Annotated in this window: 12 protein-coding genes; 3 read left to right on the forward strand and 9 right to left on the reverse strand. The window is 71.3% G+C overall.

Translation table 11 applies throughout. The features are described from left to right. The first annotated feature begins 105 nt into the window (after positions 1-105). Positions 106-513 carry a CoA-binding protein gene (locus ACLF6P_RS10055; RefSeq protein ID WP_415949604.1) on the forward strand — a complete coding sequence of 136 codons (408 nt, stop codon included), beginning with the start codon at positions 106-108 and terminating at the stop codon, positions 511-513. A 279-nt stretch (positions 514-792) separates the two neighbouring features. Here the strand turns inward: ACLF6P_RS10055 and ACLF6P_RS10060 are convergent, their stop codons facing one another. Further along, positions 793-1,560 carry an endonuclease I family protein gene (locus ACLF6P_RS10060; protein WP_415949605.1) on the reverse strand — a complete coding sequence of 256 codons (768 nt, stop codon included), beginning with the start codon at positions 1,558-1,560 and terminating at the stop codon, positions 793-795. A 559-nt stretch (positions 1,561-2,119) separates the two neighbouring features. After that, positions 2,120-3,400, reverse strand: coding sequence for an acetyl-CoA C-acetyltransferase (locus ACLF6P_RS10065; RefSeq protein WP_415949606.1), 1,281 nt, complete (start codon positions 3,398-3,400; stop codon positions 2,120-2,122). Positions 3,401-3,470: 70 nt separating this feature from the next. Between ACLF6P_RS10065 and ACLF6P_RS10070 the strand changes: the two genes are divergently transcribed. Together ACLF6P_RS10070 and ACLF6P_RS10075 are read left to right on the forward strand one after the other, a co-directional pair. Next, positions 3,471-4,772: a 3-oxoacyl-ACP reductase gene (locus tag ACLF6P_RS10070; protein WP_415949607.1), complete on the forward strand. Its 1,302-nt coding sequence runs from the start codon at positions 3,471-3,473 to the stop codon at positions 4,770-4,772. A gap of 179 nt (positions 4,773-4,951) precedes the next feature. Further along, positions 4,952-5,806, forward strand: a complete 855-nt coding sequence (locus ACLF6P_RS10075; protein ID WP_415949608.1) for a MaoC/PaaZ C-terminal domain-containing protein — start codon at positions 4,952-4,954, stop codon at positions 5,804-5,806. A gap of 55 nt (positions 5,807-5,861) precedes the next feature. Here ACLF6P_RS10075 and ACLF6P_RS10080 read toward each other — a convergent pair whose 3' ends face one another. From ACLF6P_RS10080 to ACLF6P_RS10110, 7 genes are all read right to left on the reverse strand, one after another. Continuing rightward, positions 5,862-6,830 carry an AurF N-oxygenase family protein gene (locus tag ACLF6P_RS10080; protein WP_415949609.1) on the reverse strand — a complete coding sequence of 323 codons (969 nt, stop codon included), beginning with the start codon at positions 6,828-6,830 and terminating at the stop codon, positions 5,862-5,864. Next, positions 6,787-7,491, reverse strand: coding sequence for a TetR/AcrR family transcriptional regulator (locus ACLF6P_RS10085; RefSeq protein WP_415949610.1), 705 nt, complete (start codon positions 7,489-7,491; stop codon positions 6,787-6,789). The genes ACLF6P_RS10080 and ACLF6P_RS10085 overlap by 44 nt, the downstream gene beginning before the upstream one ends. Positions 7,492-7,551: 60 nt before the next feature. Then, positions 7,552-8,901, reverse strand: a complete 1,350-nt coding sequence (locus ACLF6P_RS10090; RefSeq protein ID WP_415949612.1) for a lytic transglycosylase domain-containing protein — start codon at positions 8,899-8,901, stop codon at positions 7,552-7,554. Positions 8,902-8,975: 74 nt separating this feature from the next. Beyond that, complete coding sequence (locus tag ACLF6P_RS10095; protein WP_415949614.1) at positions 8,976-10,286, reverse strand: lipase family protein; 1,311 nt, start codon at positions 10,284-10,286, stop codon at positions 8,976-8,978. Between the two features lie 2 nt (positions 10,287-10,288). Further along, entirely contained in the window at positions 10,289-11,389 is a 1,101-nt protein-coding gene (locus ACLF6P_RS10100) for a class I SAM-dependent methyltransferase (protein ID WP_415949615.1), read from the reverse strand. After that, positions 11,368-12,579, reverse strand: a complete 1,212-nt coding sequence (locus ACLF6P_RS10105) for a glycosyltransferase (protein ID WP_415949616.1) — start codon at positions 12,577-12,579, stop codon at positions 11,368-11,370. The genes ACLF6P_RS10100 and ACLF6P_RS10105 overlap by 22 nt, the downstream gene beginning before the upstream one ends. Continuing rightward, complete coding sequence (locus ACLF6P_RS10110; RefSeq protein ID WP_415949617.1) at positions 12,576-13,394, reverse strand: alpha/beta fold hydrolase; 819 nt, start codon at positions 13,392-13,394, stop codon at positions 12,576-12,578. The genes ACLF6P_RS10105 and ACLF6P_RS10110 overlap by 4 nt, the downstream gene beginning before the upstream one ends. Positions 13,395-13,474 lie beyond the last annotated feature (80 nt).

The following is a 13,474-nucleotide window of genomic DNA, read 5'->3' on the forward strand; positions in this document are numbered from 1 at the left end:
CGGGCGGACCCGAGGGGCCGGCGGGGGAATCGCCGGCCCCGGCCGTACGTTCTGGTCCTTGCGCGCACCTTTGCCGCGCGACCGTCACCGCAGAAGGAGCCGTCCATGTACGCCGACGAGGCGACCATCCGCAGGATCCTCACGGAGTCGGGCGACACCTGGGCCGTCGTGGGTCTCTCGAACAACCGGGAGCGCGCCGCCTACGGAGTCGCCCGGGTCCTCAAGGACTTCGGCAAGCGCGTCGTGCCCGTGCACCCCAAGGCGGAGACGGTCCACGGGGAGCAGGGCTACCCCTCGCTCGACGCCATCCCCTTCGACGTCGACGTGGTGGACGTCTTCGTCAACAGCGACCTGGCCGGCGACATCGCCGACCAGGCCGTCGCCAAGGGCGCGCGGGCGGTCTGGTTCCAGCTGGGTGTGATCGACGAGCAGGCCTACGAGCGGACGCGGGCGGCGGGCCTGGACATGGTGATGGACCGCTGCCCGGCGATTGAAGTCAAGTCCCTGCGTTAGCTCCGTGGCGGTGAGCAGCTCCGGACTCGGCCCTGCCCACCGCCTGGACGCGCCGGCCACGCCCGCTTACGTGGTCACCGTCCCGGGAGTTGCCGGCATGAACACGTCACCTGCGGCAAACAAGGGTGTTGCGCCCGGCGACGGCCGCGGGGCGTTCGGCGACGTGCCGGGCGACCGCGTCGGCCATCGTGGTCCTTCCCGGCGAGACCACATCTTCGCCCGGGAAGGGGCGGGGTGGATGCTGGCCCAGGCAAGGCTGGACCGGCGATGCTGACGCTGCTACCAGATTGACTCGACCCACTCCGGGTGGTCGATGAACGGGTTCCGGTTGCCCTGGTAGTTCGTGTAGATGATGTTGTTGCGCCGCTCCTCAAAGGCGTCAGGCGGATCCTGGGCGCTCCATGCCTTGAGTACGGAGATGCGGCCCGTGAACGGGGTGCTGCCGTTGCTGACGAAGTCGTTGGTCTCCAGGTCCGGCCAGGAGTCGTCACCCTCGTAGCGGACCGCCATGTAGAGGATCATGCGGGCTACATCGCCCTTGACAGGGTCGCGGGGTTCGAAGGAGTTCGAGTCGGTGCAGCTGTCGGGGGCTCCGCTGACCGGGCTGCCGCCGTTGTCGAAGTCCTTGTTGCCCCGGATGCTGTTGACCTGGACGTCCGTGGGTCGCAGGTGGTGCAGGTCTGTGCCGGGGCCCGTCGAGGTGCCGAAGCCGCCGTGGGATTTGGCCCAGACGTGCTCGCGGTTCCAGTCGCCGACGTCGCCGCCGTTGAGCCACTTGCTGCGGGAGAGGCCGCTGTACAGCAGGATCACGTTGCCGCTGTTGTCCGGGTCCTGGTCGGTGACCCTGAGGGCGTTCCAGACGGCGGAGTACGAGAGCTTGTCCTGGTCGCTGATGATCGTGTGCAGCGCGCTCTTCAACGCGGGACCGGTCTTGCCGATCGCGTCCTGGTAGTACGTGTCGGCGGCGGCCGGAGAGGGGGACGAGGCGGCCGCCGACGAGGTGACGCCGACGAGCAAGGCGGCGGCTGCGAGGGCGAGGCTCTTCAAGCGGTGTATTCGGATCGGCGTGCGAGGCGGGACGGTCACGGGCACCTCCAAGAGGACGGCGTTCTACGCGGGTTGACCGTTGAGGCACTTTGACCGTGACATGCCCAGATGGCGTCCGCGGTGAACGCGGCGGGGCGGTCCCGTGTCGTTCCCATGGACAGGAGGCACAGTGGCCCGCAAACCTCGAAGACGGTCGATGATGACCGCGGAGAAGGCGAGGACCTTGTGTGAAGTCGCTGCCCTCGTGCGCCGCCCTTCGGCGCGTCAGGTCGCCCGTAGGATCCGCGCCGGCAGTCCGGGCGGGGCGACCGCGCCGAGGCCGTACTGCGTCGATTCATCGCGCCGCAGGAGTACCCGGACCGCTACCGCTGGGCGCTGATCGAACTCCGCGCCGCACGACGCCGGCGACAGCCCGACCGGGCAAGCACCCTGCCGAAGCCGGGCTTCAGCCGCGCCGAGCTCGTCGGCGGCCGTGATCACAGGACCGCCGGTGATCATGTGCGGGCCATCCTGAGGCGCGCACCCCTCGGGTACGCGCGCGGAGAAGGGCCGCTTCTTCTCAGGCGCGTTCGAGGATCGCCGTCACCCCCTGCCCGCCCGCGGCACAGATGGAGATCAGGCCGCGGCAAGGGCCTTCACGTTCGGCCAGGAGCGTGGCAAGTGTCGCGACGATCCGGGCGCCGGTCGCCGCGAAGGGGTGGCCGACGGCGAGCGAGGAGCCCGCCACGTTGAGCCGGTCCCGGTCCACCGGGGCCAGGCCCCGCTTCTCCCATGCCGCCAGCGTCGCCAGGACCTGGGAGGCGAATGCCTCGTGCACCTCGATGAAGTCGAAGTCCTCCATCCCGAGCCCGGCGCGTTCCAGCATCCGCGGCACGGCATACGCGGGCGCCATGAGCAGGCCGTCCTCGCCGCCGCGGACATCCCCGTCGACGAAGTCGACCGCAGCCGTCTCGTACGCGGTGAGGTAGGCCAGCGGTTTCAGGTTCCGCCCCCGCGCCCATTCCTCGCTCGCAAGGAGCACGGTCGCCGCGCCGTCCGTCAGCGGAGTCGAATTGCCCGCGGTCATGGTGGGTTCGGGGCCGTCGGTGCCGAACACGGGCTTGAGCTTCGCGAGCTTGTCCACCGTCGAGCCGGGCCGCAGGTTCTGGTCCTTGGCGACCCCGCGGAACGGAACGACGAGATCCCGCATCAGGCCCCGCTCGTACGCGGCCGCGAGCCGCTGGTGGCTCGTGGCGGCCAGCTCGTCCTGGGCCTCGCGGGTGATGCCCCACGCGCGGGCGGTCACCGCCGCGTGCTCGCCCATGGAGAGGTGGGTGCGCGGCTCCGCGTTGCGCGGAATGTCGGGGACCACATGACCGGGCCTGATGCGGGACAGCGCCTTGAGCCGCGCTCCGGTGGTCTTCGCGCGGCGCGCCTCCAGAAGAATCCTCCGCAGCCGGTCGTTGACGCCCAGTGGTGCGTCACTGGCGGTGTCGGTGCCGCCCGCGATCGCGCTCCGGATCTGCCCGAGGGCGATCTTGTTCGCCGCGGCGATCACGGCCTGCAGGCCCGTGCCGCAGGCCTGCTGGATGTCGTAGGCCGGGGTGCGCGGGTCCAGCTCCGAGCCGAGGAGTGTCTCGCGGGCGAGGTTGAAGTCCCTGCTGTGCTTGAGCACGGCACCGGCCACGAACTCGCCGAGCAGCTCGCCGCGCAGCCCGAAGCGCTCGACAAGGCCCTCCAGCGCCGCGCTCAGCATCTCCTGGTTCGAGGCGGTCGCGTACGGGCCGTCGGAGCGTGCGAACGGGATGCGGCAGCCGCCGATGATCGCGACGCGCTCCACCGTACGGCCTTCGGTTGTCATCTCGACCAACTCCTGACTCTGAAGTAAGATTACTACCAAGTAAGTTACGGCGATCCGGGGAGTTTTGACAATGACCGACCGCTACCTGCGCTTCACCGGCACGGCCCCCGGCCGGTTCCTGACCCGCAGGCTCGGGCTGCCGCGCCCGGCCGCCCTGCACCGCTGGTCCGGCGAACATCCCGTGCTGGACGGACCGTTGGTGCACCTGACCGTCGGCAGCCCGGCCCCCGGCCTGGACGAGGCACTGGCCCGTACCGGCCTGAAGACCGGTGACGGGCGCCCCGCGGCCGTGGTCGTCGATGCCTCCGGGCTGCGCGATGCCGATGCCCTCCGTGGCGTCCACGAAGAGCTGCGGCCCGTGGTCCGCTCGATCGCACCGAGCGGTCGGGTGGTCCTGCTCGGGTCCGTGCCCTCCGCGGACGACCATCACCAGGCGGCCACGCAGCAGGCCTTGGAGGGTTTCGTGCGCGCCCTCGGCAAGGAACTCGGCGGGGGCCGTACGGCGAATCTGGTCCGGATTCCGGAGGACGGAGCCAGGGCGGCGGAGTCGACGCTGCGGTTCCTCCTCTCGCCCCGGTCGGCCTACGTCAGCGGGCAGGTCGTCGAGATCTCCTCCGCGGCCACGCCGTACGACCCGGAGCTGCCCCTGGCCGGACGCACCGCCCTGGTCACCGGGGGCGCTCGCGGGATCGGCGAGGCGGTCGCGAGCACGCTGGCCCGTGACGGCGCGCGGGTCATGGTGCTCGATGTCCCGTCGGCGCGTGAGGACATCGAACGGGTCGCCGAACGTATCGGCGGCGGCACCCTGCCGCTGGACATCACGAAGGACGACGCGGGCGAGCGGATCGCCGCGGCACTGCCCGACGGCCTCGACATCCTCGTGCACAACGCGGGGATCACCCGGGACCGCAGGCTCGCCAACATGCCGGCCGGACACTGGAATTCGGTGATCGAGGTGAACCTCGCGAGCGTCCTGCGCACGACCGACTCACTGCTCTCCTCGCGGACGCTCAACCCGGGAGGCCGGATCATCACCACCGCCTCCATCTCCGGAATCGCCGGAAACGCCGGGCAGACCAACTACGCGGCCAGCAAGGCCGGAATCATCGGCCTGGTGCGCTCCCTCGCGCCCCGGGCGCTCGCCGAACACGGCTGCACGGTCAACGCCGTCGCACCCGGCTTCATCGAGACGAAGATGACGGCCGCGGTCCCCCTGTTCATCCGTGAGGCGGGCCGCCGCATGAACTCCCTGGCCCAGGGCGGGCTGCCGGTCGACGTCGCCGAAACGGTGAACTGGTTCGCGGGCCCCGGCTCCCAGGGCGTCAACGGGCAGGTGGTCAGGGTGTGCGGGCAGAGCCTGCTCGGCGCCTGAGCACGACCGCGGCCCGGACAGAAGCTGGACACGGCCCGGACACGGGCCGCACACCGACGACACCGCAGATCGCACTCCGACGACCTGCCGGCCGTATCCCGCAGACAGCAGACCGCAGACCTCACACCGACCGCTGACCGACTGCCCACCGATCCACACCGGACCCTGGAGACCTCAGCGTGACCACTCGATCGCTCCCGGCCGCACCTCGGCTCGGCCCCCTGCTGGCCCGCGGGGCCCTGCTCTCCCCGCTCAAACGGGTACGGCAGGACGCCACCGCCCCGCCCACCCGGCTCCTGCTCGACGCCGCGTCGGCCGACCCCAAAAAGCTGGCCGCGTACCGCCGGATCTGCCGCTTCCCGCTCACGGGACCACTCCCCGTGACCTATCCCCACCTGCTGGGCTTCCCTCTGGCCATGCGGCTGATGGCCGAGCCGGCCTTTCCGCTTCCGCTGCTCGGCCTGGTCCACACGTCGATCGAGATCACCCAGCACCGGCCGCTCAGCCCCGGCCTGCCGCTCGAAATCAGCGTGTTCACCCAGGGGCTGAGCGCGCACCGGCGTGGCACCGAGGCGAACGTGGTGACACAGGCGCGGCTCGGCGGCGAGCCGGTGTGGGAGTCGCACAGCACCTACCTCGCCAAGCACCGGACCCCGGCGGACGACCGGCGCGGACCGGACCCCGCCCTGGCCGTGGTTCCCGATCTGCCCGTCTCGGACCGGTGGACGCTCCCCGCGGACCTCGGCCGCCGCTACGGGGCCGTCTCCGGCGACCGCAACCCCATCCACCTGCACCCCCTGACGGCGAAGGCCTTCGGCTTCCACCGCGCCATCGCCCACGGCATGTGGACCTTCGGCCGCTGTCTCGCGGAGCACGGCGCCGAAGGGGAAGTCCGGGTCGGCGCGCGGTTCAAGGCACCGGTGCTGCTCCCCGGAACGGTGAGCTACGCCGCGGACGCCACACGCTTCCAGTTGCGCGGCGAGGACGGCCGGCTGCACCTCAGCGGTGCGGTGACACGGAACGGGCAGGCCTGAAGAGGCGCCGACCGCGCGTCGCACCAGCGGGGTCGGCGCCTGACGAGGCCTCGGCCTAGCGGGGCTCGGTCCAGATACCGAAGGCCTTCCACAGCGGCTTGTTCACCCGGGTGACCAGGCCGAGCTCGGCCATCAGGTCGCGGACCTTGCCGACCGAGGCGCGGATCTCCTCCCGGGCCGTCTCCGACTCGTATGCCTCCCGGACGACCTCGGGCGGAATGGAGAAGCGCCGCACCATCGCGCCCGGCGGGGAGAGCATGATCCGGGCCATGACGCCCAGGATGACCGGCGTGACGAGGCCGAGGTAGCGGCGCCGGGCGCGGCGCATGCCGGGTACGCGGTGTCTGAGGTAGTGGCGGGCGAAGGAGATGTGCCGGGCCTCCTCCGCGATGTGGATCCGCATGATCGCTTCTTCCAGCGGATGCTTGATGTGCCCTTCCTTGAGGGCCTTGCGCTGGACGTAGTCGATGGGGTCCTCGCCGCCGAGCACGAAGACGAAGAACAGCTCGGTGTTGATCAGTGGGATGAGCGGCGTGACCTCGGCAATGGTGCGCAGGGAGCGGGGCATTCCGCGGATGGGCAGCCCGCTGCGGTTGACGAACTCCTGGAACATCATGCCGTGATGGCATTCCTCGGTCGTCTCGTGGTAGACGTACCGGAACTCGGGTCGGCCGTTGGGCAGCCGGTAGGCGTAGTTGAGCAGGCCGCGCTTGAGCAGGTTCTCGAACTGCAGGCCGATCTTCATCATCGTGGCGACGCGCCAGAGACCGATCTGCGCCTGGACATGCTCCGGCTGGGCCCGGTACCAGGCGGTGCGGCCCAGCCGGTCGGCGTCGGACAGGATCCAGCGCGGGTCGTTCCGGTCCACGCGCATCTCCGGATCGTCCCAGGCGATGTCCGCGTACGCTTCCCAGTGCTTTTCCACGGACGCCTTGTTGAGGCGGTCGATGACGCCGAGGTAGGAGCGCTTGTCCTTCACGTCAGCGCGGATCTCCTGGGCGAGATCCTTGGGGGCCTTCGTCATGTCGGGAGTCCCTCGGGTCGGCTTCTGAGTCGGGGACGAGCAGTCTGGCCAGCGCTTTGAACTGATCGACGACGGCGCGGTGATGTCCGTGGACGTCGTCGTCGAGCGCGTTCTGCACGGAGAGCCCCACGTACATCGCGTAGACGGCACGCAGCGGGAGCACCACCGATCCGTCGGAGGGGTTCGCACGCGGGAAGAGCTGCTCGAAGGATGTCTGGATGACGTGCAGCACCCGGTCGTTCAGGTCGCTGCACAGGGCACGCAGTTCGGCGTCGGTACGGGAGGCCACGGCCAGCTCGAGGAGCGCCCTGGCGGGCGGCGAGCGGAAGACGTCCCAGAGCAGGTCGAGCGCCCCTTCGACGTTGTGCCGCTCGGGCGGCAGTTGCGCGAACGCGGCCTCGTACGCCTGCCGTTGCCGTTCGAGGAGGTGCTCGACCGCCGCGTCGACCAGCTCAGTCTTGGTGGGGAAGTGATGCTGCTGGGCACCGCGCGAGACGCCGGCGCGGCGGGCCACCTCGGTGGTGGAGGTGCCGGCCCAGCCGAGTTCGGCCAGGCAGTCGACGGTCGCGTCGAGCAGCCGGGACCGGGTGCGAGAGCGGCGCTCCTCCTGGGTGCGCCGTCCGCCGTTCGCCGTCGAGCTGGACATGCCGGTCACGGTCATGACTGCAAGGTAGAGCGCCAACATACAAGCAGGCAAGCCTGCTTGTATGTTGCGCTGCTCTCAATCGGCTTGCTGGGCAGGCGTGGTTGGGCTCGGTTCGCCGGGGCTCGGGGCGGGATCGGTTGCGCTCGGGGCGGTGGGGCTCGGAGCGGTGGGGCTTGGCTCGGTGGGGCTTGGCTCGGTGGGGCTCGGGGCCGGAGCCGAAGGGCTGGGGGCAGGGCTGGACGTGCCGGGACCGGGTTCCGTCGGCTCTGGGCTGGGGGTCGGGCTGGGACCGGGGCCTGTCGGGTCGGGACTGGGGCTGGGGCCAGGACTCGACGGGTCAGGGTCGGGGCCCGCCGTGGGGCCGGTCGGTGTGGCGCCGGGGTTGCCCGGCGACGGCTCACCAGGGGTCGGCGAGGGGGAACCGGACGGGGAGGCAGACGGCGAGGCAGGCGGCGAGGGCGAGGGGACGGCCGAGCCGGTCTCTGCCGGCTCCGACGGGGGGCCTCCGACCACGATCCCGCCGCCGTCCCCGACGGGCCCGTTCGCCGGTGTCTCGCCGCCCGGTCCCGGACTGAGGGGCAACGCGCCCTTGCCGTCGGGTACTTCCGAGACTCCGTCCCGGTAGAAGTCCAGCCAGGAGAGCACCGTACGCAGATAGGCGGTCGAGTGGTTGTAGCTGAGGATCGCCCGGTCCAGGTCCGCCCGGACGGCGAGGTCCCGGTCACCGGCGCACAGGTAGCGCCCGGCGGCGAGTGCGGCATCGTGCACGTTGTTCGGATCGGCGCGGCCGTCCTCGTTGCCGTCGGAGCCCCAGCGCGCCCAGGTGGACGGGATGAACTGCATCGGGCCGACGGCCCGGTCGAAGTGCGCGTCACCGTCGTACACGCCGGCGTCGGTGTCGGTGATGCGGGCGAAGCCGTCGCCGTTCAGGACCGGCCCGAGGATCGGCCTGAGCGTGGTGCCGCCGCGGTCCACGCGGCCTCCGCGCGCGTGCCCCGACTCCACCTTTCCGATGGCGGCGAGGAGTTGCCAGGGCAGTCGGCAGCCGGGGGCCGAGGCCCGCAGGGCGCTCTCGGCACTCCGGTATGCCGCCAGGGCGGAGGCCGGGATGCCCGACGCGGAGTCCGTCCGGGTGCCACCGGTGTCCTTTGCGCGGCCGTCGCCCCCGGTGTCGGCCACCGGCTGGACGCGCAGCGGCGGGAGTTCGGTGTGGTAGACGTCGGCGGAGGGTCCGCCGGGCGGGATCCAGTCGCCCTCCCCCGTACCCCCACCGGTTTCTCCGGGCGGGGCCGGTGCGGCGGATGCCCCGCCCGGCATATGGGAGGCGGTGAGGCCGGCGAGCATCATCGCCACCAGCGCGGAGCCCGCCACGCCCCGGCCGAGACGGCAACGCTCGGGCCTTCGGTGCCTGTTGTGGTACCCCATGGGTCACCTCTCGTCTCACTGGGAATCGCGATGCCGGGGCGGGCGGACCGGTCAAGCGGCCGGGGCGGACCGGCTCAGCAGGTGGTGGTCGCCGGCCGGTCGGCGAGCCGGTCCGCGATGTACGTCATGGCCTCGGCGTTCGCGGCCTGGATCGGCCACAGGTGGTCGACCACCGGGTCGCGGTCGTCGGTGTCGTAGGTCTTCCAGGTCAGGGGCACGCCCTGCTCGCAGTACGCCTTGTGGAGCGCGTCGGCCTGGTTGGGCTCGACGAGGGCATCCTTGGTCGCGTGGTACTGGAGGACCGGGACGGTGATGTTCGTCGACTCGCCGAGGGAGTTCTCCGTGTAGCGGGCCATCCACTCCGGATCGAGCAGCGGGACTCGGGTGGTGTGGTCGGCGAGTGACTTGTGGCCGTACTTCCCGATCATCTCCAGGGCGCAGCCGTTCGCCTCGAGGTCCGCGACCATGGCGCGGCCCGCGTCGTTCAGCGATGCGTCGAGTTCCAGCTCCGGGTACGCGTTGTCGAGGCCGATCAGCGCGTAGAAGAGGAATCCGGAGCCGGCGCGGCCGTTGAGCGGCAGCGCGAGCTCCATCAGATTCGCCGGTACGCCGCCTGCCACGATGCCCTTGAGGTTCAGTTCGGAGGCGTAGTCCGGCTGGAACTCACCGGCCCACATGGCCGCTCCGCCGCCCTGCGAGTAGCCGCGGAACACGACCGGGGCGTCGGCGGAGAGACCGGCGTCGGTCAGCCGCTGGGCCGCCCGTACGGAGTCGATGAGGGCGGGGCCGAGCGACTTGCCCACCATGTAGGTGGTGTCCGGCTGCGGGTGGTAGCCCTCGTAGTCGGGAACGGTGACCGCGTAGCCCTCCCTGAGCATGTCGTTGATCACCCACTGCTCGTAGAGCGCGCCCTTGGCGATCATGCGGGAGGGGGTGCAGCGGAAGGCCGGTCCCTGGGTGCCGGGGCCCCAGCCGATGATCGGGTGGTCGGCGGGTGAACCGGCCTTGGGGACCAGGACCGTGGCGGTCAGGGCGATGGGCTTGCCCTGGGCGTCCTGGGACAGGTACATGACCTGCCAGGTATCGGCGAGCTCGCGGGGCGTCGGGGTGCCGGGGTCGACGCGGCGGGAGCGGATGATGTCGCCCGGTGCGCCGTCGGGAAGGGTGGCGGGCGGCACGTAGAAGTCGTCGGACGGAAGCTGGGCGGCGGTCTGTTGTGTGCCCGCCTGAGCCGCTGCCTGCGAGTCGGCCTGCGCGGCCGTCTCGCCCGCCGCGGACTCCTGTGGCGCTCCGCTCGATGTGGTGACGGTCAGGGCGCAGGCTCCGAGGAGCAGCGTGAGGACGGTGGCCAGTCGCCGGGTCCGGTGCGGTGCCGAGATCGGCATGTCTAGGTCTCCTGAGTGGGGTTCGGGTCCGGTGCGGAGGGGCCGGGCTCCCGCCGGGCGATCACCCGGTAGGCATTGCTCAGCGGGGTACGGCGGGTCAGCGGCGCGAGGGCCAGGTCGAGCCCGTACGCGACGAGGACGAACGGCAGCGCCGTGAGGGCCACGGCCCAGCGGAGGGCGACCGCCGCCCTGCCCGGTCTGCGCCCGAGCCAGGGGGCGTCCTCCTTGGGCATCGCGCGGCTCGCCCAGAACCAGGTGGCGCAGGCCAGGTCGACCGGGATGTGCTGGTCGCCGCGGCGCTGGGCCGTGACGACGGTGAAGCCGATGCGTTCCAGCTCGCGGCAGAGGTTGCCGATCGGTATGAAGTGCAGGTGCTGCGGCTGGAACCAGGGCATCCACCGGCCGCGGAGCAGCCTGCCCAGGGGTGATTCGGGGTTGGGTACCTCGATCAGCAGATGGCCGCCGGGGCGGAGCGCGGTGTGTGCGGCGGCGAGTTCGGCGCGCTGGTCGAGGGTGTGCTCCAGGTAGTGGAACATGCTCACTACGTCGTAGGTGCCCGCGAGGTCGGTGGCGAGTTCGGTGAACTGGCCCCGGTACGCCGTGCTGATGCGGCCTTCCTTGGCGGCCCGTTCGACGCTCTCCCCCATGTCGAGCCCGTCGAACTCGGTGTCCGGCAGTTCAACGGACGCCGCCACGCAGAAGTGTCCGTGTGAGGTGCCCACGTCCAGCCAGCGGGCCGGATCGGCGTGGCGGAGCAGGGCCCGTGCGCTCCTGCGGAAGCGTTTGGTGCTGCCCCGGCCCTCGAACATCTTGGCCGTGGACTCCTCGCCCAGGCCCTCGTAGAAGTCCCGGTAGTAGAAGTCGAGTCCTTCGAGGGTGAGCCGGGGGTTCTGGAAGATGTGCCGGCAGTCGCGGCACTCGTCCAGGACGAAGACACCCGGCTTGTTCTGCACATGGTCACGGGTGCGCAGACGGCGCTTCAGGCGCGGCGACGCACACCACGGGCATGTGGTGCGCCGCGGCAGGAAGAAGCGTTCGGTTCCCCGGGCCAGATCGGCCTGGTACCGCGGTCTGCGCTCGGCTATCTCAGCAGTCCGTGCCATGAGTTCTCCTGTTCTTCGGTGGCGATGCGCTCCAGGCAGGTGGCGGCTGCAGCGGTGCCGCCGGCGGCGCGGAAGGAGTGGCTGATACGGCGGGCGGCCTCGGTGAAGTCCGGATCGCCGAGCACGGTGTCGAGCGCGGAACCGACCCGTTCGGCATCGGAGCGCCCGAAGCGCAGGCGGACACCCGCGCCGACCGAGGTGACCTGGGCGGCGACGACGGGCTGGTCGTCCCTGATCGGGGCGACGATCAGGGGGACGCCGTGCCACAGGGCCTCGGTGACGGTGTTGTGTCCGGCGTGGCAGATCGCGACGTCCGCCCTGGCCAGGAGGGCGAGTTGAGGCACCGCGGGCAGGATGAGCACATCGTCGTCGAGGTGGTCCGACGGCTGTCGCCGCAGGGCCTCGCCCGGGTCGACGACGATCGCCCTCAGGCGGTCGGAGCGCGCTCGTGCGGCCTTCACGCACTCGGCGAGAAAGCGCCCGCCCACCTCGGCGTTGGCGGTGCCGAGCGAGATCAGGGCGAGGGCCCGTCCGTCATCGCGGTCCACCCACTCCCAGGGAAACCCCGGGAAGCCGTCGCGGGCGCCGAGCGCGGGTCCGAAGAACCGCAGCGGGCCGGGTGACCGTACGACCTGGCCGGTGAGTTCGGGGGTGGAGAAGACCAGGGAGAGCCGGGGCGAGAAGCGCAGGTCGTGGCGGGCCGAGGGGTCGCCGAGGCCGAGCCGCAGCCCGTCAAGGAGGTCGGTGATCCACTGGTCCACCTTCGGCAGGCCGGAGAGGCTGCCGGTGAGTTCGGCCGAGGTGGTCGCCGAGGTCACGTAGGGAACGCCGAGGCGTTCGGCGACCAGGGCGCCCGCAACGGTCTGCTGGTCGACCACGAGCAGGTCGGGGCCGAACTCCATGACGGCGGTGGTCACTCCGGGCGCCATGGCGTGGGCCAGCGGTGCGAAGAAGTCGCTCCACAGGTACTTGAGCGCCGCGACGCCACGCAGTTCCCGCGGCCGGTCGTCGATCCGCACCGGACCGGCGCAGGGGAAGATCCGCGCGCCCGCGGCGGCCAGGCCTTCGGATGCTCCGGGCGGTACGGCCCAGGCGACGGAGTGCCCGCGCTCGACGAGCTCGGCGGCGACGGCCGCGGCGGGATTGATATGCCCGGCGAGCGGCGGCGCGACGAAGAGGAAGCGCCTCATACGTCACCTGCCCCATGTGCGGTCCGGCGCAGCGCCCACTCCAGGGCGAGCGCCCCGACCTCGTCGGAGGCTTCCACAAGTACCGAGTGCTTCTGGCCCGGCACCACGGCGACCTCGCAGTCCTGCAGCAGCCCGGCCAGATGCTCGGTCTGCCCGCCCACCAGGCCGTCCTGGCCGTTGATCAGGAGGACCGGGCAGTCGATCGCCTTGAGCTGGACATCCGTCAGGAGCCGTCCGCCGTGGATGTCCGTTGAAATGGTGGTGGCCGCGATGAGCCGGGCCGCCTTCCGGCCGAGTCGCGCGATGTGGGCATCGTGGCGGGCGTCTCCCTGCCGGGTCGAGGCGAGGGCCCCGTACTCGGCGACGAACCAGTCGAGCGCCTCCTGTTCGGGCAGGGTCGCGGTGGCCTGGTGCAGCGCTCCGCTCATGCTCGCCGCCCAGTTCTGTGTGGCGGGACCCGACTCCACGACGGTGACGGCGGCCACCCGTTCCGGATGGTGGACCGCGAAGTCCAGCGCGAGGGTGCCGCCGAAGGAGTTGCCGACCAGCTGGACGCGGCCGGTAACGGCGAGGGCGTCGAGCAGTGCGTCGAGGTCGGCGGAGAAGTCCTCCAGCGTGTAGCCGGACGCTGGTCGCTCGCTGCGTCCGTGTCCGCGCAGGTCGTACATCACCACGTCGAATCCCGCGTCCGCGAACTGCGGGCCGAGCGTGAAGTAGTAGCTGGCCAGGCTGTCGATGAAGGCGCCGTGCAGGAAGACGACGGTGGGCGCGTGGCCCGTGGAGCCCGCGGCGCCTGTGGAGCCCCTGGCATCCATGGAGCCCGCGGCGTCTGTGGAGCCCCCTGCGCCCCGGGACGTCCGGGCGCGCGCCCTGTCGCGGTGGGGCAGTCGCTGTA

The sequence above is a fragment of the Streptomyces lothianensis genome (assembly GCF_047779955.1).
Lineage (GTDB): Bacteria > Actinomycetota > Actinomycetes > Streptomycetales > Streptomycetaceae > Streptomyces.